Origin of the sequence: Mycobacterium sp. M26 (assembly GCF_001494595.1) — a bacterium.
Lineage (GTDB): Bacteria > Actinomycetota > Actinomycetes > Mycobacteriales > Mycobacteriaceae > Mycobacterium.
Map to the genome: position 1 here is coordinate 2,408,879 of NZ_LN929908.1, position 20,181 is coordinate 2,429,059.

The following is a 20,181-nucleotide window of genomic DNA, read 5'->3' on the forward strand; positions in this document are numbered from 1 at the left end:
GCAGGTAGAGCCCATTCGGATCGTGGCTAGCACAATGGTGTACGGCCAGCGTCGCGCCGCCCAGGATGGCGTCATGCCTGCTTCCCTCGACGTTTCCAAGCTCGGCGCCAACATCGGCGCGGTGATCTCCGGTGTCCGCCTCGGCGGCGATCTGGATTCCGCAACCGTCCGCGCCATCAACGACGTGCTGCTGGAACACAAAGTGATCTTCTTCCGCGGCCAGCATCATCTCGACGGCGAGGGGCAGGTGGCGTTCGCGCGACTGCTCGGGGTGCCGACCATCGCCCACCCGACGGTGACCTCGCGCGGCGAGACCCTGCTGCCGATCGACTCGCGGTTCGGCGCGGCCAACTCGTGGCATTCCGACGTGACATTCGTCGACCGCATTCCCAAGGCCTCGCTGCTGCGGGCGGTGACGCTGCCCAGTTACGGCGGCAGCACGGTGTGGGCGTCCACCGAGGCTGCCTACGAACAACTGCCGCCGCCGCTGCGGGCGCTGGCCGAACAGCTGTGGGCCACGCACAGCAATCTCTACGACTATGCCGCCGACCGCGCCGAGCCGGACACCGAAGTCACCGAGGAGGTCCGCGCGTACCGCAATGAGTTCGAATCGGATTACTACGAGACAAACCATCCGGTGGTGCGGGTCCACCCTGAGACCGGCAAGCGGGTATTGCTGCTCGGCCACTTCGTCCGGAGTCTGATCGGCCTGGGCAGCGCCGAGTCGGCCACGCTGTTCGCCCTACTGCAGAGCCGGATCACCCGGCTGGAGAACACGGTGCGCTGGGACTGGGCCGAAGGCGATCTGGCGGTGTGGGACAACCGCGCCACCCAGCATTACGGGGTGGCCGACTATGACGGCCAGGCCCGCTATCTCGAGCGGGTCACCCTGGCCGGCGACATCCCCGTCGACGTGCACGGCCAGTCCAGCCAGTCGATCGCCGGGGATGCCGCACACTACTCCGGCATCGTCGCCGCGGACACGGTTGCCGCGCAGGCGGTTCCGGCCTAGCGGCTAGTGCGCCGCGGCATCCCAGCTGCGGCCGTAACCGACCGACACTTCCAAGGGCACGTCCAGCGGGTAGGCGCCGCCCATCTTGTCGCGCACTAGCGCCTCGACGGTCTCACGTTCGCCGTCGGCGACTTCCAGCAGGAGTTCGTCGTGGACCTGCAACAGCATGCGGGTCTTGAGGCCGGCGTCCTTGATGGCCTGGGCGACGTTGATCATGGCCACCTTGATGATGTCGGCGGCGCTGCCCTGGATCGGCGCGTTGAGGGCGGCCCGCTCGGCGGCCTCGCGCACCTGACGGTTGCTGCTGTCCAGCTCGGGCAGGTAGCGACGGCGGCCCAGCACGGTCGAGGTGTAGCCGTCTTTACGGGCCTGGTCGACGATGTCGCGCAGGTAGTCGCGGATGCCGCCGAAGCGGGCGAAGTACTGGTCCATCTGGACTTTCGCCTCTTCGGTGGAGATCTTCAGCTGGGCCGACAGACCGTAGGCACTCAGCCCGTAGGCCAGGCCGTAGGACATCGCCTTGACCCGCCTGCGCAGCTCCGGGGTGACCTCGTCGATGGGCACCTCGAACGCGCGGGAGGCCACGAAGGAATGCAGGTCCTCCCCGGTGCGGAACGCCTCGATGAGGCCCTCGTCTTTGGACAGGTGCGCCATGATGCGCATCTCGATCTGGCTGTAGTCGGCCGTCATCAGCTCGCTGTAGCCCGCTCCGACGATGAAGGCGTCGCGAATGCGGCGGCCGGCGTCGGTGCGGATCGGGATGTTCTGCAGGTTGGGTTCGGTCGAGGACAGCCGGCCGGTGGCCGCGATGGTCTGGTTGAACGTGGTGTGGATACGCCCGTCGGCGGCCACCGACTTCAGCAGCCCGTCGACAGTGACCTTCAGTCGCGTCGAATCACGATGGGCCAGAAGGTGTTCCAGGAACGGATGGCCGGTCTTGTCGAACAGCGACTGCAGCGCATCGGCGTCGGTGGTGTAACCGGTCTTGGTGCGTTTGGTCTTCGGCATGCCCAGCTCATCGAACAACACCACCTGCAGCTGTTTGGGCGAGCCGAGGTTGATCTGCTTGCCGATCACCGCGTACGCGGCGTCGGCGGCCTCGCGGATCTGGTCGCCGAACTCCCGCTGCAGGGTGTCGAGGGTGTCCAGGTCGACGGCGATACCGGCACTTTCCATCCCGGCCAGGACGGTCTGCACGGGCAGTTCCATCTCGCCGAGCAGCGAGGCGGAGTCGATGCGGGTGAGTTCCTCGTCGAGCGCGTCGGCCAGGTCGGCGACAGCACGAGCCCGCAGGATGAGGGTCTGCACCGCCTGATCGTCAACGCCGTCGGTATCGTCGAGCAGCGAAAGCTGTTGCTGCTCAGCGTTGTCCGCACGCAATTCGCGCCGCAGGTAGCGCAGGGACAGGTCATCGAGGGCGAAGCTGCGCTGACCGGGCCGGACCAGGTAGGCCGCCAGCGCGGTGTCGGAGGTAACCCCGTCGAGCGTCCACCCCCGGCCGGCCAGATCGTGGATCCCGATCTTGGCTTCGTGCAAGGCCTTCGGCTTGTGGGTGTCGGCCAGCCAGGTGCCGAGCGCGGATTCGTCCTCGGGTGTCAGCGTGGTGGTGTCGATGTAGGCACCGTCCCCGTCTGCGGCGGCGATGGCCAGCGCCGTGGCGTCACCGTCGTACACGCCGTGCGTACCGACCACGGCCAAACCGCTACGGCGTCCGTCACTGGCGTGCTCGGCCAGCCAGGCCGCGACCGATCCCGGGGCCAGCGCCCCGCCGCGCACGTCGAAGCCCTCGTCCACCTCGGGCTCCACGGCGGCCAGCGTGTCGAACAGCCGATCGCGCAGCACCCGGAATTCCAGGTCGTCGAACAGGCGGTGGATCTGGTCGCGGTCCCACGGCAGCAGGCGCAACGTGTCCGGCGTCTGCGGCAACGGCACGTCCTTGACCAGATCGGTCAGTTCCCGGTTGAGCACCACGGTGGACAGGTTGTCGCGCAAGGCATCGCCCACTTTGCCCCGCACGGTGTCGACGTTGTCGACCAGGCCCTGCAGCGAGCCGTATTCGACGATCCACTTCGCGGCGGTCTTCTCCCCCACCCCCGGGATGCCGGGCAGGTTGTCGCTCGGGTCGCCGCGCAGCGCCGCGAAGTCAGGGTACTGGGCCGGGGTCAGCCCGTACTTTTCCACCACCGCCTCCGGGGTGAAGCGCGTCAGGTCGCTGACCCCCTTGCGCGGGTAGAGCACCGTGACGTCCGGGCTGACCAGTTGCAGCGAATCACGGTCGCCGGTGACCACCAGGACGCGGTAGCCCTCCTGCTCGGCCTGGGTGGCCAGCGTGGCGATGATGTCATCGGCCTCGAAGCCCGGTTCGGCCAGCACCGTGATCCCGAGCGCGGCCAGCACTTCCTTGGTGATGTCGATCTGGCCGCGGAACTCGTCCGGGGTGGCCGATCGACCGGCCTTGTACTCCGGGTACTTGTCCACTCGGAAGGTCTGGCGGGACACGTCGAAGGCGGCGGCGATGTGGCTGGGCTGCTCATCGCGCAGCAGGTTGATCAGCATGGCGGTGAATCCGTACACCGCGTTGGTGGTCAGCCCGTTCTTGGTCTTGAAGTTCTCGGCGGGAAGCGCGTAGAACGCCCGGTAGGCCAGCGAATTGCCGTCCAACAGCATGAGGGTGTGCTTCTGGTCCGTCGCGCTCGCCGTCACGGACTTCACTCTAGGCCCCGCCACTGACGCCGGTAGGCGGTGGGAGCGCAGCCGAACCACCGATGACAGGACCGGGTCAGCACACTCTGCTCGGAGTATCCGAGTTTCTCGGAGAGATGTTCGATATCGATATCGGTGTCGCGCAGGTAGCGCTCGGCGTCGTGCCGGCGCACCTTGTCGACCAGTGCCGCATACGTGGTGCCCTCGGCCGCCAACCGTCGCTGCAGCGCCCTGGGGTGCAGGTGCAGATGCCCAGCGACGGTGTCGATGCTCAGCGTTCCGCTCACCAACAGTGCGCGAACCAGGCTTGTGACGGATTCCGGCAGCGAAGGATCAGGGCCCGGCACTAGAGCGGCAAGAATCTCGTCTGCATCGTGAAAACCCGACCCTGGCGGGAAGAGACGGCGTCGAAAATCGTTTTGCGACAGCGTGAATCCGGCTTCGGGTTGGGCAAAACGGGCACTACAGCCGAAGTCTCGGACATAGCTCGTCGGGCTGGTCAAGGCGGTGTGCGGCAGATGAACTGACCGGGGTGCGTAATCGTCACCGACAAGGGCACGCATGATCTGCAGTGCCGCCCCCAAGAGGACCTCGACTGCCTGGCGCTGGCGAGGTGGCGGGTCCAGAACGATCGCAAAACCCACGAACGACGACAACCCGTCATCCGTTGGTGTCAGTTGCACCCGCAAACCGGGACTATGCGCGCTGATGTACCTCACGAAGATGCCGAGGGCCTCACCGAGGGTGCCTACCGAGCGGGCCGCAAGACCCACCGCACCGATCGTCTCGATTCCCCGTCGGGCAGCGAGGCGACGCCCGAAGTCGGGCACGCCGGTCACATCAGCGGCGAGATCAACCGCCTCGACCGCCCCCAGCAGCGGGATGAAGCGATCGAACCGACCGGCGTCCCGGGGCGACAGGCCCACGGCGGCCAGGATCGCCTCAGAGTCACCACCGAGTTCGGTGACAAGTTCGTCGAACTGGAGAAGGCAAGAAGCCCGGATGACAGGCACACCCGGCAATCTCAGCTAGGTGTCGCGAATTGTCAAGCGGGGTTCGGTGGCCCCCCGCAGAATCGACGCATGCTCTCCCCCCGAGCAGATCATGGCGAGGACTCAGGTCTCTGGGGTCCCGCACTATCCATTCTTCGGCGTTGGGATCCCACGTGGGCCCAACGCAGTTGGGCGATGAGCGTTCACCCCTGGTCGGCCGCGGTGCTCGGGACTCGCTTCGCCGAGCTGATCTGCGTGGCACTCAATGCCGCACCCACCACGCTGGACCCAGAGGCCACCCGTCGGCATATCCGCGCCGCCCTCGACGCCGGCGCGACCCGCGATGACATCGTGTTCGTCACCAAGTGCGCAAGTGTGGTGTCAGTACACGCGCTGTCGGTCGCGGCTCCAGAACTGCTGGCCGAAGCGGGCCCTGCGCACAACCAGGCCGAACAGGTACCGACTCCGTGGTGCGATGCGATGCACAACAACGGCCAGTGGAATGCCGCGTGGGACCCGTTTCTGGAGTTGGACGCCGAGTGGACCGAACTCTTCATGGCCGTCGGCATCGACATCTACAGCACGGACCTGTTCTCCCCCAAGGAAATCGAGCTGCTCAGTATCGCGCTGGACGCCAGCGTCAACCACCTGTATGCCCCAGGCATCCGCCGCCATATCCGTACCGCACTCGATCTTGGTGCCAGTACGGCTGAGATTGCTGCGGTGTTGCAACTGTGCGTCAGCCAGGGCATGCAGTCGTGCAACGTAGCCATCCCGATCCTCGACGACGAACTGTCTCGAAAAGAAAAACTCAGCACCGAGGAGATCTGAATGTATTTCACCGACCGGTCACTCTTGCCGGAAAACCAGCCGCCACTCGTGATCACCGCTGCCCCATACGGGCCGGTGTGGATACCGTCGGACTTTCCCGGCGAGATCCCCGTCACCTGGGACGAACAGGTCCAGAAAGCGGTGGACTGCTATGAGGCGGGCGCGCGCATCCTGCACGTGCACGTGCGAGATCCCAAGACCGGCAAGATCTCCAAGAATTTCGAGGAATACGGGGCCCAGATCGCGCGATTGCGGGAGGCGGTCCCGGACATGGTTCTCCAGATCGGCGGGTCAATCTCGTTCTCCCCGGAGGGCGACGACGTCGCCAAATGGCAGAGCTACGACACCCGGCACATGCTGGCCGAGATCGATCCGAAACCCGATCAGGTGACCGTCGCGATCGGGTCGACACAGTACGACATCACCTCGCTGGCAACCATCGACGATGTGGCCGGGACCCACGCCGCCGACCCGCACGTTTTGTGGCAGTTCTCCCAGATGGTCGCCGACGCCACACCGGAGTTCTACATCGAACACCTGAAGCGGCTGCGCAACAACAAGATTCAGCCGTACTTTGCGCTCGCCCACGTCCACTCCCTGGAGATCGTCGAACGTCTGATCCGCCAGGGCCTGTACATGGGGCCCGTCAACGGCTTTTACAGCATGGTCGGCGGCGGCGTCACCGGCTCCAACCCATTTGACCTGATGGAACTGATCCGGCGGGCACCGCAGGGATCCTCATTCACCTACCAGTCAGTGTGGCGACTGGTCTGGCCGCTGTCTGCCGTCTGCATTGCCCTCGGACAGCATGTGCGCGCCGGTATCGAGGACAACCTGTGGGGGCCGGTCAAGGGCCAACGACTAACCAGCGTGGAGATGATCCGCAAAATGGTCAACATCGCCAACGAGTTGGGTCGTCCCATCGCCACCGCCGCCGAGACTCGCACGATCCTCAAGCTCGGCGAGTGGTACGACACCCCCGACGAGACGTTGTACAACCTCGGTCTGCCGCCCAACCGGGACGAAGGTCAACGCGGGTTCCTCACCTACAACACCGACGGTCGGATCCAGACACCGCTGGAGACGCCGTCGGATCCTCGGCACCTGCTGTAGGTCGGCCTCTCAGTAGCCGAGGAACTTGCGGAACTGCTGTCCGACGGCCATCGACTGCCCCATCCGCTGCACCCAGCCGTCGAGGGCGGCCTTGACGTCGGCCGGATCCCAGCCGCGCTCCTGTCCCAGGGCGATCATGCCCGCCTCGTCGGTGACGCCGCGGCTCTGGGCGGTGCGGGCCAGGTCGGCGTAGTCCTGCAGCGAGATGCCGTTGATGGGTTCCCAGATCGGGTCGGTCTCGGACACCGATCGGGTGGACGGGCCGCCGAGCACCGCCGGGTCGACCAGGCCGGCGCCGCGAACGTGCACCATCCCGTCTCCCTGCGGCTGATTCATGGCCTGCGCAGCGGCAGCAGCCGCCTCTTTCGCCTTCTTGAAAATCCCCATGACTGGTCTCCGATCCTCTGTGCGCCAGACGGGATGTCCGGGACGCTACTCGCGGACCAGTGCACGCGGAGCAGATCGCTACCGATCCCAACCTCCCGCCAACTGGAACACGTTTCAGTTCACTGCCGCGGATCACTTACGATGACGACGTGCCAGCTTCTCCAGACGCCCCCACGCAACTACCGGCCATCGACGGTTGGTGGGATCACGACGATGCCGGTGTTCCCCATCTCGTCGGCGCCAAGTGCCCCCAGTGCGGCACCTACGTCTTCCCGCCGCGGGCCAACAACTGTCCCAACCCGGCCTGTGACAGCGACGTACTCGAACCCGTGGCCCTGTCCCGGCGCGGCACGGTGTGGAGCTACACCGAGAACCGCTACGCCCCGCCGCCGCCGTATCCGTCCCCGGATCCGTTCGAGCCGTTTGCAGTCGCCGCGGTGCAGTTGGCCGACGAGGGTCTGATCGTGTTGGGCAAGGTGGTCGAGGGCACGCTGGCCGCCGACCTGGAAGTCGGTATGGAGGTGGAGCTGACCACCATGCCGCTCTACACCGACGATGAGGGTATCGAGCGGGTCACCTACGCCTGGAGGATTGCGAAATGAGCCCGGATCCGGTGTACATCCTCGGTGCAGGTATGCACCCCTGGGGCAAGTGGGGCCGTGACTTCACCGAGTACGGCGTGGTGGCCGCCCGTGCCGCCCTGGCCGAAGCCGGATTGGACTGGCGCCAAATCCAATTGGTCGCCGGTGCGGACACCATTCGCAACGGCTACCCCGGCTTCGTCGCCGGCGCCACCTTCGCCCAGAAGATGGGCTGGAACGGCATCCCGATCACATCGAGCTACGCCGCCTGCGCCAGCGGCTCCCAAGCGCTGCAGAGCGCCCGCGCCCAGATTCTGGCCGGCCTGTGCGACGTCGCGCTGGTGATCGGTGCCGACACCACCCCCAAGGGCTTCTTCGCCCCCGTGGGTGGTGAACGCCGCAATGACCCGGACTGGCAGCGCTTTCACCTGATCGGCGCCACCAACACCGTGTACTTCGCGCTGCTGGCCCGCCGGAGGATGGACCTCTACGGCGCCACTCTGGAGGACTTCGCGCAGGTCAAGGTCAAGAACGCCCGCCACGGCCTGAACAACCCGAACGCCCGCTACCGCAAGGAAGCCAGCGTCGAGGACGTGCTGGCCAGCCCGGTGGTCTCCGATCCCCTGCGCCTGCTAGACATCTGCGCCACCTCCGACGGCGCCGCCGCGCTGATCGTGGCGAGCAAGTCGTTCGCCGAGAAGCACCTCGGGTCGCTCAAGGGGGTGCCCTCGGTGCGGGCCGTCAGCCTGCAGAGCCCGCAGTACCCGCAGCATCTGCCCGAATTGCCTGATATCGCCACCGATTCCACCGCCGCGGTGCCCGGCCCGGAGCGCGTCTTCAAGGACCAGATTCTGGATGCCGCCTACGCCGAGGCCGGCATCGGACCCGAGGACCTGTCGGTGGCCGAGGTCTACGACCTGTCCACCGCCTTGGAACTCGACTGGTACGAGCACCTGGGACTGTGCGCCAAGGGTGAGGCAGAGCAGCTGCTGCGCAGCGGGGCCACCAGCATCGGCGGGCGGATCCCGGTCAACCCGTCCGGCGGTCTGGCCTGCTTCGGCGAGGCCATCCCGGCCCAGGCGATCGCGCAGGTCTGCGAACTCACCTGGCAGCTCAAGGGTCAGGCCACCGGCCGCCAGGTCGAAGGCGCCAGCGTCGGCGTCACCGCCAACCAGGGCCTGTTCGGCCACGGCTCCTCGGTCGTCGTAGCCCGGTAACCTCACCCCGGTGGCCGAAACCGTCGTCGTCACCGTCAAGCCCGGCAGCAGCAAGGGCCCGCTGGTCGACACCGGCCCCGACGGTGCGCTGACGATCTTCGTGCGGGAGCGCGCGATCGAGGGCAAGGCCACCGAAGCCGCCGCACGTCTGCTCGCTGAGCATCTCGGCGTGCCACGCAGCCATGTCCGGCTAGTCTCAGGTGCCACCTCGCGGGTCAAGCGCTTCACGATCGACTGAGGAGAAACCGATGAGCGACGCCGCATCGGATGCCGAGCTGGAACGGCTCTGGGAACGTCACACCGAGCTCGAGTTCGAAACCCGGGACGCCGAAGCCACCGTCGCCACGATGACACCGGACAACTACGTCAACCACGTGCCGGTCATGACCGGCGGGCGCGGCAGCGCGGAGATGATCGAGTTCTACGGCAAGCACTTCATCCCGAAGATGCCCGCCGACACCACATTACGACTGCTGTCGAGGACCGTCGGAAACCAGCGGGTGATCGACGAATTCGTCTTCGCCTTCACCCATGACGTGGAGATGGACTGGATGCTGCCCGGCGTCGCCCCCACCCACCGCCCCGTGGAGGTGCCGATGGTGGTCGTCGTGCAGTTCGACGGCGACAAGATCGCCTGCGAACGCATCTACTGGGATCAGGCCTCGGTTCTGGTCCAGGTGGGTCTGCTCAACGCCGAAGGTCTGCCGGTCACCGGGTCCGCGCAGGCCCGCAAGTTCGAGGACCCAGCTCTGCCGGCCAACGAGCTGATGGGCGAGGCCTGGCGGGGCTAGGCCACACCCAGATACGCCGCACGAATACTGTCGTCGGCCAACAACTCTCGCGCCGGACCGCTGCGGGTGACCGTGCCGGTCTCCAAAATGTAGGCGCGATCCGAGCGGCTCAGCGCCTGTTGGGCGTTCTGCTCGACCAGCAGCACCGTGGTGCCCGCGGCATTGATCTCGGAGATGATCTTGAAGATCTGCGAGATGATCATCGGGGCTAGGCCCATGGACGGTTCGTCGAGGAGCAGCACCCGCGGCCGGGCCATCAGCGCCCGGCCGATCGCCAGCATCTGCTGCTCGCCGCCGGAGAGCGTACCGCCGACCTGGGTGCGGCGCTCGGCCAGGCGCGGGAAGGTCTCCAGGACCCAGTCCAGGCGTTCATCGTGCTCGGCCTTGCTGGCGAACTTACGCCCGTAACAGCCCATTTCGAGGTTCTCCAGCACCGACATCCCCGGGAAGACACCACGACCCTCCGGGGCCTGGACCAGACCGTCGATGGCGCGTTCGTGTGCCTTGACCTTCGAGATTTCCTTGCCTTCAAACCACACCGAACCCGCCGACAGCGGTCGCAGACCGGAGATGGCGCGCATCATGGTGGTCTTGCCAGCACCATTGGATCCGAGCAGGGTGACCAACTCCCCCTGGCGGACTTCGAGCGAAACACCGTGCAGCGCTTCAATTCTGCCGTAGTGCACGACGACGTCGCGCACCTCCAGCAGGATGGGGCGGTCGTCAGAGCTGGTCATCGGGGACTCCCAGGTAGGCGGCGATGACAGCCGGGTCCTCGCGGATCTCGGCGGGCAGGCCGTCAGCGATCTTGCGGCCGAATTCGAGCACCACGATGCGATCGGTCACTCCCATGACCAGTCGCATGTCGTGCTCGATCAGCAGCACGGTGTAGCCGTCGTCGCGGATGGCGCGGATGAGGTCGATCAGAGCGGCCTTCTCGCTGGGGTTGAAACCCGCTGCGGGCTCGTCCAGGCACAGCAGCTTGGGCTCGGTGGCCAGTGCCCGGGCGATCTCCAAGCGACGCTGATCGCCGTAGGGCAGGTTCTTGGCCTTCTCCTCGCCACGGTGTGCGATACCGACGAATTGCAGAAGGGCCGCGGCCTTTTCGATGGCAGTGCGCTCCTCGGCGCGGTGCCGTGGGCTGCGGATCAGGGCGCCGGGCACCGACGTCTTGTGCCGGGCGTCGGTGCCGACGATGACGTTCTCCAGCGCCGTCATCTCACCCCACAACCGGATGTTCTGGAAGGTGCGGGCGATGCCGCGGCGGGTGATCTGGTGGCGCTTGATCCGGCCCAGCGGTTCGCCGTCGAAGGTCACCGACCCCGAGCTGGGCCGGTACACCCCGGTGATCGCGTTGAAGCAGGTGGTCTTGCCGGCGCCGTTGGGTCCGATCAGGCCGAGGATTTCGCCGCGCTTGATCGAGAAGCTGACCGAGTCCAGCGCGGTCAGGCCACCGAACTTGACGGTGAGATCCTGTGTTTCCAGCAGCGTTTCGCCCTCCGCGGCGTTGACGTCGCGGTGCAGGGCCGCCATGCCTTCGTCGATCACCGGCTCGCTCATGCCGCCGCCTTGGTGTCGTCGGCGGCGCCCAACAGCTTTCGCGCCGACTTGCCGTAGGCCAGCAGCTGCTGGCGCACCGGGAACAGGCCCTGCGGGCGGAAGATCATCAACACCACCAGCGCCAGACCGAAGAACAGGTACTTCAGGTCGCCGAGGTTGATGCCCAGGAACTCCACGCCGAGTAGCCGGTTGGGCAGGTACACGATGATGAACGCCCCGAAGACGACGCCGAGCTTGTTGCCCTGCCCGCCGAGCACCACGGCACAGAGGAAGAGCATCGAGTTGATGATGTTGAACGTCGGCGGCGCGACGTACTGCACCTGCCCGGCGTACAGCGCCCCGGACAGGCCGCCGATCGCCGCGCCGATCACGAACGCCCACAGCTTGAACCGGAAGGTGTTGACGCCCATTACTTCTGCGGCGTCCTCGTCCTCGCGGATGGCCACCCAGGCGCGGCCGACCCGGCTGCGTTCGAGGTTGCCGACCAACAGCAGGATGACGATCATCAGGATCAGGCCCAGCCAGAACCACCACGTGCCGTAGTTGGCGTTGCCCGTGGAGTTGCCGCTGGAGAACACGCCGTCGGGGTATCTCGCGGTCTCCACGACGTGCGGGTAGGCGATCTGGTTCAGGCCGCGCGAACCGTTGGTGACCCCGGAGAGGTTGTCGGCCAGCAGCCGGATGATCTCGCCGAACCCGAGGGTGACGATGGCCAGGTAGTCACCGCGCAGCCGCAGCGTGGGGATACCCAGGATCAGCCCGGCCAGTGCGGTGGCGGCCATCGCGATCGGCACACAGGTCAGCCAGGCCCACTTGTCGCTGAACAGCCAGCCCGAACCCAGCCGATTCCAGGGTGAGTCCGGACTGGTGAGCAGCGCGACGGTATAGGCGCCGACGGCATAGAACCCGACGTAACCGAGGTCGAGCAGGCCGGCCTGGCCGACCACTACATTGAGACCGATCGCGATGATGGCCACCATCGCGAACTGCGCCATAGTGCCGCCAAAGCTGATGCCCGGGGTATCCAGGAACGGGGGCGGAAACAGCGGCATCAACGCGAGCAGACCGAAACCGATGACGCCGAAGCCCCACTTCTGCACCCGGCTGAGCCCGGCCCACCAATCGCGCAGGCCATCGCCGGGGGCCAGCAGCCGCTTGCTCCAGCCGCCTGCCGTCTGGGAATCGTTGCGATGCGTCATGCCCTCGCCTTTCCGAGGCTCTCCCCGAGTATCCCGGTGGGCCGCACCAACAGCACCAGAACCAGGAGCACGAACGCGACGACGTCACGCCACTGGGTGCCGAACACCGCCTGCCCGTAGTTCTCCATGATGCCCAGGATCAGGCCACCGAGAAGGGCGCCGCGCAGGTTGCCGATACCGCCGAGGACGGCTGCCGAGAACGCCTTGATACCGAGCAGGAAGCCGCCGGAGTAGATGATGCCCTGGGGCACCTTCAGTGTGTAGAGCAGCGCGGCGGCGCCGGCGAGCATGCCACCGATGAGGAACGTGGTCATGATGATGCGTTCCCGGGAGACACCCATCAGCGTCGCGGTGGTCGGGTCCTGGGCCACCGCCCGGATACCGCGGCCGAACTTGGTCCGGTTGATCGCCATGTCGGTCAGCAGCGCCAGCACCAGGGCGGCGGCGACGATCACCAGGGTGACGTTGCTGACCGAGGCGCCGAAGATGTGGAACTGGGTCTTGGGCTGCACCAGGGTAATCGGCTGCTGGGCGTTGCTGCCGCCGTAGCCCTTGATGATCTTGGGCAGCACGAAGTGCACGAACTCCTGCAGCACGAACGACATACCGATGGCGGTGATCAGGAAGGTCAACGGCCGGGCATTGCGTCGCCGCAGCGGCCGGTAGGCCACCGCCTCCAAACCGACTGCCGCAGAACCGGATACCAGCATCGCGAACAACATCGCGATGCCCAGATACAACACCGTCAGCAGCACGCCCTTGTTGTAGGCGTTCCCGCTGGGGGTGAACCCCAGGATAATGTCCAGGCAGAAGTAGGCGCCGAACATGCCGAGCATGAAGATCTCGGAATGCGCGAAGTTGATCAACCGCAGCACGCCGAAGACCAGGGTGTAGCCGACGGCCACCAGGGCATAGATCGCACCCCAGGACAACCCGTCGATAGTCAACTGCCAGAAGCCGTTTCGCAGGTTCTCGATGTTGAAACCGATGTCGCCGGCGAGACAGGCGTACTGACCGAGGCACTCGTGGATCATCCTGGGGCCGACTCCTTGCTACTCAACGAGAACGCGCCCGAGCCAAGTGGTCCCGGACGCGTCTCGCGAATCACTTACTGAACCTTGTAGATCCAGATCAGGGTCGTGGTGAGTTCACCCTTGTCGGTCCACTGGTACTTACGGGCCACACCCTGACCGTTGTAGGTCTTGACCCACTCGAGCAGGTCCGGACGGGTGATCTTGCCGGCGTCGATACCCTTCAGCAGCACGGTGCCCAGGTCGTAGCCCTCGGTGCTGTAGGTGCCGGGAGCCTGACCGAACTTCTTGGTGTACTCGTCAGCGAAGGCGCCGGTGGCCGGGCCGCACGGGCAGGACAGGATCGCGTCCTTCGACGACGAACCGGCCTGCTTGACGAACTCCGGGTCCTTGGTGCCATCGGCACTGACGAACTTGCCGGTGAATCCGCCGTCGCGCAGCTGCTGGACGAACGGTGCCGCCTCGGCGTAGTAGCCGCTGTAGAACACCGAATCCGGCGACTGACCCTTGACCTGGGTCACCGCGGCCGAGAAGTCCTTGTCGCCCTTCTTGACCGAGATGTTGCAGTCGGACACCGCCACCGAGCCGAGGGTCTCGCGGACCGCCTGCGCCAGGCCGGTGCCGTAGTCGGTGCTGTCGTCGACGACGCAGACCTTCTTGTCACCGAGGGTGTTCTTCAGGTAGTTGGCGACCGACGGACCCTGCACACCATCGTTGGCCAGGCCGCGGAAGAAGGTCTTCCAGCCCTGCTCAGACAGTGTGACGTTGGTGGCCGAGGCGGTGGCCGAGACCAGACCCGCCTGGTCGAAGACGGCACCGGTGGCCTTGGTCTCGCCGGAGAACGCCGGGCCCACCAGACCGATGGTGAAGGCATCGTCGACGATCTGCGGGGCGATAGCCGTGGCCTTCTGCGGGTCGCCTTCCGTGTCGAACGGCTTCAGCTGAACCTGGCAGCCGGGGTTGGCGGCGTTGTGCTTGTCGATGGCCAGCTGGACGCCGTTCTTGATATTGATGCCGAGGGCGGCGTCGGGGCCGTTGAGGGCACCGGCCATGGCGATCGACACCGGCGGGCAGGTGGCCTTGCCGTCACCGGCGGGGTCGGCCGGGACCGCACCCGCTTCGGGCTTGACCTCGGCACCGTTCTGGTCGATCTGGACCTGCTCGACGATCTTGAGATCGCTCTGCGACGAGTTCTCACTCGGCGTGGACTGGTTACAGCCGGCAATGCCAAACACCACCAGCAGCGCCGAACTCGCGGCGATTGCACTCCGTGTCGTGCGAGAGCGCACCTTTCACCTCCGGGTCAGTAGTTTCGTCGGGTGGGTAGAACATAGCCAACGCTGGGCTGCAGCGCGTGATCTTGGCCAACGGCTGGCTGCGAGCATATTGCGGTTGCCGCCAAACGGCGCGGTCAGACGGCCACGTGCCGACGGCGGGCCGACCAGGAAACGCAGAGTTAACGCGGCGCGTCGGAGAAGTCAGCTCTCCGACGCGGAGTCTTTGGGGGTGTCCAGGGTTTCCAGGACCACTTCGGCAACCCGCTTCATGGTGGTGCGGCGGTCCATGGCGGCCCGCTGAATCCACTTGAACGCCTCCGGCTCGGTCATACCCTGCTTGCTCTGCAGCAGGCCCTTGGCCCGCTCGACGAGCTTGCGGGTCTCCAGCCGGTCGGAGAGGTTGGCCACCTCGCGCTCGAGTTCGGTGATCTCGGCGAAGCGGCTGACGGCGACCTCGATAGCGGGAATGAGGTCGGTGATGGAGAACGGCTTGACCAGGTAGGCCATCGCGCCGGCGTCACGCGCCTTCTCCACCAGATCACGCTGACTGAAGGCGGTGAGCACGACGATCGGGGCGATCCGCTTGGCGGCGATCTCGGCGGCCGCGTCGATCCCGTCGCGGCGGGGCATCTTGACGTCCATGATCACCAGGTCGGGCCGCAGCTGTTCGGCGAGTTCGACGGCTTCCTGCCCGTCGCCGGCCTCACCGACGACCTCATAGCCTTCTTCGCGCAGCATTTCGGCGAGATCCAGCCGGATCAGCGCCTCATCTTCAGCGATCAGTACACGGTGGGTAGCGCGGCCGTCGGCGTCGTTGGTGGACCCGGTCATGAGGCTATTGTCGCGTGGACTGTGCCAAACAGCGACCGCGGGGCCACTCCCCACACCGCTTGGCCGGTTCCCCGCGGCCATCCACTATGGTGGACAACCGCAGCCACGCGGCCCGCCCTCGTATCCCAACTGGCAGAGGAAACGGATTCAAAACCCGTGCAGTGTGAGTTCGAATCTCACCGAGGGCACCAGCACACCTGTTCAGACGCGACCCGGTAGCGGACGAACTGGGCGAGGCCAGTAGCGCCTAACCCGCCTTGTTCAACAGGAATTCGATGTTGTCCGCGCCGGGATTCGTGTTCGGGCTGACCTTGTCGCTGTTGAGGACGATCAAGCCGGTGCAGGTCTTGGGAGCGCATTCGGTAACGAGCATGGTCTGGTTGCGCATCTGCACCTTGAAGGGTGTGACGATCTCGTTGTTGAGGTGCGCGAACAGGTTGTGCTCCAGGCTCCCGACGTTCCACGCGCGGAACTTCTTGCCCATCACGGTGATTACGCTGTCCTTCCACTTGCTTTCCTCAGTAGCGATGTTCCGCCACTGGTTGTCGATGTCGGCACGGGCAGCCTGCTGCAGCCTGCTGATGTGGATGTGCAGTTGGTCTTTGCTGCGGTTGTCGGCCGATTCGATGCCCAAGGCCCAGTCAGTCCCCTTGGGCAGAAAGCTGCGCTGGTTGTAGGCGTCCAGGAAGTACTCGGGAGCATCCGACTGCAACAGGGTCGGGCATTCAATGCCCTCCTGACGCCCGGTCGCCAGGAGCAGCCAGTTGTACTGCGCGCCGCCGCGAGCGCCGTCGTGGATGGCGAACCCGCGGGACCGGTCGTTGCCCCCGGGGAATTCGACGAGCTTGTTGTTGCCCGGATCGGAGGGGGAAGCGTTTTTGACGTCGCTCCACAATTCATCGGTGGAATTGGGATCGCCGCACGCGGGTAACGGATTGATGCCCGCCGGCTCCTGCGGAACAGCCGGCAACGCCTCGGCGCGGGGTGCCTGAGAGCCCCAAATCAGCAAACCACCCAGCGCTGCAGAAATCACCGACATGAGAGCGATTGCCCTCATGCCATGGCCCGAGCCGCGCCGGTTGTCGGAAGAATTCATGCAGCGTTCAGGGCACATTGTGATTGTCCTTCGCGATTAAGCCGGCGCTATACCCGGGCGGTCGGCTCACACTATAGGTTCACGAGTAGTCCCGCAGCAAATTATCGGTGACGTCACCGAATGGGTCCGGCGTTGCTGTGTACGAACGCCGATGCCATCAACCGTTCGGGCAATTCGTGGTCGGCAGGAACAGCGACCAGCACCAGCCCTCCGGCAGCGGCGGGGTCAGGTTCGGCGGCGGTGGCGGTGGCGGTGGCGGCGCGTCCCCTTCGAAGATGTTCTGCGCGACGTTGCCCTGCCCGGAGTACACGTAGAAGTAGGTGTGGCAGACGTTGTTGTCCCACACCACCGGATTGACCTTGAGATTGCCGGTCTGCACCGGCGGGTCGCCCGGGCACCAACGGCACGGTCCGGACGGGCTGTCGGGTGGGCAGCCCGGCCAACTGTTGCCGGGCTGCGCCTGGGCACTGACCTGCGGCAGGGCCAATCCCCCGAGAGCGAGGCTCATCGAGAGCACGGCGCCTGCGGCGATCCGGGTGCGGTGGCGACTGATGTTCATAGCGGTATCCCTCTGCGACATCCCCGACGTCTGAACGGTAATCGCCACTATTGACGTAATTGTTAGTTTGCGCAGTTGCGTTGCCGCGAGACGACAAAGCCGGGCGGGGTGTTCGCACCACCGCCCGGCTTTGCCTGATCAGCTACCTAACGCATTCGTTGCCGACAACTTCCTTGCACACCGGTCCCGGCGGTGCCGGATTCACGGTCGGCGAGAACGAATTGTTGCCACCGGGGCCCACCGCCTTTTCGGTGGGCGATACCGACGGCGCCGACGTCGACGTCGTCGTGCTCGTCGCCGGGGCTTCCTTTTCGCTCGGGCTGCAGGCGGTCAGCGCCCCCATCCCGACGATCGCGGCACCGCCAGCAAAGAGGGCAATCTGACGAGTCAAGCGACCAGACCTCATAGCGCTTCCTATCTGTGTGTGCCGAAAGTCGAATGTCCACATCGCTGGCCCCGGCCCGTTACCAGCATCCCCCACTGGGGTGGACAATCGCTGAACGTATCGCAATAGCGCGTTGTGCAGGGCAAAGTTCGGCCAATCCGCACCGACCGGACCATGGACGACCGGCAGCCCCTACGCTGCCGTGTCGCCAGAATCCCCCGATTCAACGCGACCACGCGATCGTGGTCCAACAAACGGAGCGTACCCACGAGGCAAAGCCCGACCTAGGGCACAAGGTCATCTTGCGGGCTATCGCCGCCCGGGCAGTTCAGTAGAGGTCGATGCGCCGGTCGGCGAACAGGTCGACGTGCTCAGTCAGGGTCTTGTCGTGCGTCAGGCTCAAGTCCACATCCGCGATCGCCAGTCCCGCACCCGCACCGGCCACCGCCACCACCCAGCCGTCGGGATCGACGATCGCCGTCCCCTCGGTCCACGGCTGTCCCCGTTCCACCCCGGCCCGATCGCATGCCGCCACGGCGACCTTGTTGGTCCGCGCCGTGGACATGGCGGTGATCACCTCACCGGGGCGCTCCCCCTCCGGACGGGGAAACAGCGGCCAGTTCACGGGCGCCGCAATCAGTTCCGCACCAGCCAGGGCCGCCCGCCGGGTCAGCTCGGCGAATTCCAGGTCGTAGCAGACCATCACGGCGATCACACCGTGGCGCGTCGTCAGCACCGGCGGCAGAGCAGCACCCGGGGTGAAGATCAGCTTCTCCCGATCCCACAGATGTGTCTTGCGGTAGCTGGCGAGCACGCCGTCGCGCTCCAGCACCACCGCGCTGTTGTAGAGCAGGCCGTCATCGCCGAGTTCGCAGAAGCCTCCGATCACCACTGCGTCACCGGCTGCCGAGCGCCACGCGTCGAACTGCGGCGCATCAGGACGCAGCGCCACCGAGCGGGCCTCGTCGGCGTCGGCAAACATGTAGCCCGAGGTGGCCAGCTCCGGCAGCACAACGATGTCGGCTCCGGCCGCCGCCGCATCGGCGATCGCAGCGGCCGACAACTCCAGGTTGGCGTCGAGCTCTCCGACGGTCGGGGCGATCTGGGCGCAGGCGATCCGGCTCACCTCTGCAGGCTAACCGCTGAGCGGGCTTTGAGCGCGAGCCACAGCTCCATCCGGTCCTCACCATCATCGAGACGACGGCCGGTCAATGTGGCGATCCGCTCGATCCGGTTACGAACGGTGTTGCGGTGCAACGACAATCGAGCCGCCGCAGGATCCCAGGCGCCGTTGGCCCGCAACCACTGTTCGAGTGTGCGCAGCAGTTCGAGTCGCTCCCGGGGATCGAGTGCATCCAAGGGTGCCAGCACCGCGTCGGCGAACCCCCGCACCGCATCAGGCGCCCCCAGGGACAGCAGCAGCGACACCGTCTCACCCTCACTGGCCGTCACGATGCGCCCGAGCCGGATGCTCACGGGCACCAGGGATCGAGCCTGCATCGCCGAGATGGCCAGCGCGGCGGCACTTGTGGCTGCCCCGACACCGCATGGCAGGCCGGCCGCATGGGTTTTCAACGTTTCGAGCAACGAGTCGAGATCGGCATTCACGATCTCGACCGCGTCGCCCCGCACCAGCACCAGGCTGTCCTGCAAGCTCGCCTGCACGCGGAAGGCCAGCGATTCGGGATCGTCGGCGATGACGACGGCCACCTGGCAGGGGCCGGTATCCAGGCCAACCGTGCCGGCCAGCGCCAGCGCCCGCTCCCGTTTCAGGCCGGGCCGCAGCAACTGGGCCAGAACCTGCGAGCGGCGGGTGCGTTCGGCCTGACCGGACAGGTTGCGCCGTTCGATGTCGACGGCGATCAGCGAGACCAACACCGTCGAGGAACTGCGCGACCGCAGATCCATGTCGGCGCCGAGCGCAATGAACGCCAGCGGATTTCGGGCGCCGACAGCATGGACCTCGAACCCGTCGATCACCGACCACCCCGCTCCCGACCGCTGGGCGGCAGCGACAGCCGCCACCGCCGCATCCACCACCGTGGGGGTGGTCGCCGGTGTCTCGCCGATCACCCGCCCTGCCGCATCGCAGACCACGCACGGTGTGCTGCTGGCCTGCGACCACGCCGACAGCAGCGCGGCCAGCGGCGCCGAGCTAGTGGCCACCGCGGTCAGCGAGCGGTTGATCTCCAGCGCCGTCTGCAGCTCCTGACGCTCCTGACGGGCGATGGTCTCGAACACCCACTTGGTGACAGCGATGAATGGAGTCTCGTCGGGAACCGTCAGCAGCGTGACACCGCACTCGCGGGCGGCCTCGACCAGCGGCTCCGGGCAGTCCCGGTAGGGCAACCCGTGGCCGAGACCAAGTGCCACCGCCGCCACTCCCGCGGTCGCGCACTCGGCCAGGTAGGCGCGGCACTCCTCCCGCCGCATCGGCAGCAGCAGGCCGACGGTCATCAGCAGCTCGCCACCGCGCAGCCAGTCACCCGGCGACGTCAGCTCGGAGACATGAGCCGAGGTCACCGCGCGGGATAAGTCCCCGCTGACCAGGACCTGGAGATTGAGGCTGGGTTCGGTCGCGACATCAGCGACGGTGACCACAACGTGCCTTCGTTG

The 20,181-nt window shown here is 66.2% G+C and carries 21 protein-coding genes and 1 tRNA gene; 9 read left to right on the forward strand and 13 right to left on the reverse strand.

Annotated elements, in window-relative coordinates:
• Window positions 1–73: 73 nt before the first annotated feature.
• A complete protein-coding gene (locus BN3385_RS20860; protein ID WP_059022251.1) occupies window positions 74–1,012 on the forward strand; it encodes a TauD/TfdA dioxygenase family protein in 939 nt (312 codons plus the stop codon).
• Between the two features lie 3 nt (window positions 1,013–1,015).
• Here the strand turns inward: BN3385_RS20860 and polA are convergent, their stop codons facing one another.
• Window positions 1,016–3,679 carry a DNA polymerase I gene (gene polA / locus BN3385_RS20865; protein WP_197415322.1) on the reverse strand — a complete coding sequence of 888 codons (2,664 nt, stop codon included), beginning with the start codon at window positions 3,677–3,679 and terminating at the stop codon, window positions 1,016–1,018.
• Window positions 3,680–3,720: 41 nt separating this feature from the next.
• On the reverse strand, window positions 3,721–4,728 hold the full coding sequence (locus BN3385_RS20870; protein WP_059019614.1) for an AraC family transcriptional regulator: 1,008 nt from the start codon (window positions 4,726–4,728) through the stop codon (window positions 3,721–3,723).
• A gap of 174 nt (window positions 4,729–4,902) precedes the next feature.
• Between BN3385_RS20870 and BN3385_RS27820 the strand changes: the two genes are divergently transcribed.
• Window positions 4,903–5,538 carry a carboxymuconolactone decarboxylase family protein gene (locus BN3385_RS27820; RefSeq protein WP_082690575.1) on the forward strand — a complete coding sequence of 212 codons (636 nt, stop codon included), beginning with the start codon at window positions 4,903–4,905 and terminating at the stop codon, window positions 5,536–5,538.
• On the forward strand, window positions 5,539–6,651 hold the full coding sequence (locus tag BN3385_RS20880; RefSeq protein WP_059019616.1) for a beta-keto acid cleavage family enzyme: 1,113 nt from the start codon (window positions 5,539–5,541) through the stop codon (window positions 6,649–6,651).
• 9 nt (window positions 6,652–6,660) lie between these two features.
• Here the strand turns inward: BN3385_RS20880 and BN3385_RS20885 are convergent, their stop codons facing one another.
• The gene (locus tag BN3385_RS20885; protein ID WP_059019618.1) at window positions 6,661–7,038 is read right to left on the reverse strand and encodes a hypothetical protein; all 378 of its coding nucleotides are present in this window, start codon (window positions 7,036–7,038) and stop codon (window positions 6,661–6,663) included.
• 149 nt (window positions 7,039–7,187) lie between these two features.
• Between BN3385_RS20885 and BN3385_RS20890 the strand changes: the two genes are divergently transcribed.
• From BN3385_RS20890 to BN3385_RS20905, 4 genes are read left to right on the forward strand one after another with little or no spacing between them, the layout of a single operon-like run.
• On the forward strand, window positions 7,188–7,640 hold the full coding sequence (locus BN3385_RS20890; RefSeq protein ID WP_059022254.1) for a Zn-ribbon domain-containing OB-fold protein: 453 nt from the start codon (window positions 7,188–7,190) through the stop codon (window positions 7,638–7,640).
• Complete coding sequence (locus BN3385_RS20895) at window positions 7,637–8,836, forward strand: lipid-transfer protein (protein ID WP_059019619.1); 1,200 nt, start codon at window positions 7,637–7,639, stop codon at window positions 8,834–8,836. The genes BN3385_RS20890 and BN3385_RS20895 overlap by 4 nt, the downstream gene beginning before the upstream one ends.
• 10 nt (window positions 8,837–8,846) lie before the next feature.
• Window positions 8,847–9,074 (forward strand): DUF167 domain-containing protein, encoded by a 228-nt coding sequence (locus tag BN3385_RS20900; protein WP_059019620.1) that lies wholly within the window; start codon window positions 8,847–8,849, stop codon window positions 9,072–9,074.
• A gap of 10 nt (window positions 9,075–9,084) precedes the next feature.
• Window positions 9,085–9,627: a nuclear transport factor 2 family protein gene (locus BN3385_RS20905; RefSeq protein ID WP_059019622.1), complete on the forward strand. Its 543-nt coding sequence runs from the start codon at window positions 9,085–9,087 to the stop codon at window positions 9,625–9,627.
• Here BN3385_RS20905 and BN3385_RS20910 read toward each other — a convergent pair.
• The 6 genes from BN3385_RS20910 to BN3385_RS20935 form a co-directional block, all read right to left on the reverse strand.
• Window positions 9,624–10,364 carry an ABC transporter ATP-binding protein gene (locus BN3385_RS20910; RefSeq protein WP_059019624.1) on the reverse strand — a complete coding sequence of 247 codons (741 nt, stop codon included), beginning with the start codon at window positions 10,362–10,364 and terminating at the stop codon, window positions 9,624–9,626. The two genes, BN3385_RS20905 and BN3385_RS20910, sit on opposite strands and share 4 nt — an antisense overlap.
• A complete protein-coding gene (locus tag BN3385_RS20915) occupies window positions 10,351–11,187 on the reverse strand; it encodes an ABC transporter ATP-binding protein (protein ID WP_059019625.1) in 837 nt (278 codons plus the stop codon). Before BN3385_RS20915 ends, BN3385_RS20910 begins: the two co-directional genes overlap by 14 nt.
• Window positions 11,184–12,386, reverse strand: a complete 1,203-nt coding sequence (locus BN3385_RS20920) for a branched-chain amino acid ABC transporter permease (protein WP_059019627.1) — start codon at window positions 12,384–12,386, stop codon at window positions 11,184–11,186. The genes BN3385_RS20915 and BN3385_RS20920 overlap by 4 nt, the downstream gene beginning before the upstream one ends.
• Window positions 12,383–13,420 carry a branched-chain amino acid ABC transporter permease gene (locus tag BN3385_RS20925; RefSeq protein WP_059019629.1) on the reverse strand — a complete coding sequence of 346 codons (1,038 nt, stop codon included), beginning with the start codon at window positions 13,418–13,420 and terminating at the stop codon, window positions 12,383–12,385. Before BN3385_RS20925 ends, BN3385_RS20920 begins: the two co-directional genes overlap by 4 nt.
• 74 nt (window positions 13,421–13,494) lie before the next feature.
• Entirely contained in the window at window positions 13,495–14,706 is a 1,212-nt protein-coding gene (locus tag BN3385_RS20930; protein WP_059019631.1) for a branched-chain amino acid ABC transporter substrate-binding protein, read from the reverse strand.
• Window positions 14,707–14,895: 189 nt separating this feature from the next.
• Window positions 14,896–15,525: an ANTAR domain-containing response regulator gene (locus tag BN3385_RS20935; RefSeq protein ID WP_059019633.1), complete on the reverse strand. Its 630-nt coding sequence runs from the start codon at window positions 15,523–15,525 to the stop codon at window positions 14,896–14,898.
• Window positions 15,526–15,639: 114 nt separating this feature from the next.
• On the opposite strand from BN3385_RS20935, the gene BN3385_RS20940 reads away from it, so the two are divergent.
• A tRNA-Leu gene (locus BN3385_RS20940) sits at window positions 15,640–15,716 on the forward strand.
• A gap of 56 nt (window positions 15,717–15,772) precedes the next feature.
• Here BN3385_RS20940 and BN3385_RS20945 read toward each other — a convergent pair.
• Together BN3385_RS20945 and BN3385_RS20950 are read right to left on the reverse strand one after the other, a co-directional pair.
• Window positions 15,773–16,621 carry a CDP-diacylglycerol diphosphatase gene (locus BN3385_RS20945; protein WP_197415250.1) on the reverse strand — a complete coding sequence of 283 codons (849 nt, stop codon included), beginning with the start codon at window positions 16,619–16,621 and terminating at the stop codon, window positions 15,773–15,775.
• Between the two features lie 157 nt (window positions 16,622–16,778).
• The gene (locus BN3385_RS20950) at window positions 16,779–17,180 is read right to left on the reverse strand and encodes a hypothetical protein (protein WP_059019637.1); all 402 of its coding nucleotides are present in this window, start codon (window positions 17,178–17,180) and stop codon (window positions 16,779–16,781) included.
• 80 nt (window positions 17,181–17,260) lie between these two features.
• On the opposite strand from BN3385_RS20950, the gene BN3385_RS29370 reads away from it, so the two are divergent.
• Window positions 17,261–17,563, forward strand: coding sequence for a hypothetical protein (locus BN3385_RS29370; RefSeq protein ID WP_353612233.1), 303 nt, complete (start codon window positions 17,261–17,263; stop codon window positions 17,561–17,563).
• 330 nt (window positions 17,564–17,893) lie between these two features.
• On the opposite strand, the gene BN3385_RS20960 is transcribed toward BN3385_RS29370, so the two are convergent.
• Window positions 17,894–18,691, reverse strand: a complete 798-nt coding sequence (locus tag BN3385_RS20960) for a nitrilase-related carbon-nitrogen hydrolase (protein ID WP_059019641.1) — start codon at window positions 18,689–18,691, stop codon at window positions 17,894–17,896.
• Window positions 18,688–20,166, reverse strand: a complete 1,479-nt coding sequence (locus BN3385_RS20965; protein WP_059019643.1) for a PucR family transcriptional regulator — start codon at window positions 20,164–20,166, stop codon at window positions 18,688–18,690. Before BN3385_RS20965 ends, BN3385_RS20960 begins: the two co-directional genes overlap by 4 nt.
• Window positions 20,167–20,181 lie beyond the last annotated feature (15 nt).

Bases quoted from the DNA above. Each gene is read 5' to 3' on its own strand.
- BN3385_RS20860 (WP_059022251.1), top strand. From the start codon at position 74: ATGCCTGCTTCCCTCGACGTTTCCAAGCTCGGCGCCAACATCGGCGCG.
- polA (WP_197415322.1), bottom strand. From the start codon at position 3,679: ATGCTGTTGGACGGCAATTCGCTGGCCTACCGGGCGTTCTACGCGCTT.
- BN3385_RS27820 (WP_082690575.1), top strand. From the start codon at position 4,903: ATGAGCGTTCACCCCTGGTCGGCCGCGGTGCTCGGGACTCGCTTCGCC.
- BN3385_RS20880 (WP_059019616.1), top strand. From the start codon at position 5,539: ATGTATTTCACCGACCGGTCACTCTTGCCGGAAAACCAGCCGCCACTC.
- BN3385_RS20885 (WP_059019618.1), bottom strand. From the start codon at position 7,038: ATGGGGATTTTCAAGAAGGCGAAAGAGGCGGCTGCTGCCGCTGCGCAG.
- BN3385_RS20895 (WP_059019619.1), top strand. From the start codon at position 7,637: ATGAGCCCGGATCCGGTGTACATCCTCGGTGCAGGTATGCACCCCTGG.
- BN3385_RS20905 (WP_059019622.1), top strand. From the start codon at position 9,085: ATGAGCGACGCCGCATCGGATGCCGAGCTGGAACGGCTCTGGGAACGT.
- BN3385_RS20910 (WP_059019624.1), bottom strand. From the start codon at position 10,364: ATGACCAGCTCTGACGACCGCCCCATCCTGCTGGAGGTGCGCGACGTC.
- BN3385_RS20915 (WP_059019625.1), bottom strand. From the start codon at position 11,187: ATGAGCGAGCCGGTGATCGACGAAGGCATGGCGGCCCTGCACCGCGAC.
- BN3385_RS20920 (WP_059019627.1), bottom strand. From the start codon at position 12,386: ATGACGCATCGCAACGATTCCCAGACGGCAGGCGGCTGGAGCAAGCGG.
- BN3385_RS20925 (WP_059019629.1), bottom strand. From the start codon at position 13,420: ATGATCCACGAGTGCCTCGGTCAGTACGCCTGTCTCGCCGGCGACATC.
- BN3385_RS20935 (WP_059019633.1), bottom strand. From the start codon at position 15,525: ATGACCGGGTCCACCAACGACGCCGACGGCCGCGCTACCCACCGTGTA.
- BN3385_RS20945 (WP_197415250.1), bottom strand. From the start codon at position 16,621: ATGAATTCTTCCGACAACCGGCGCGGCTCGGGCCATGGCATGAGGGCA.
- BN3385_RS20950 (WP_059019637.1), bottom strand. From the start codon at position 17,180: ATGAACATCAGTCGCCACCGCACCCGGATCGCCGCAGGCGCCGTGCTC.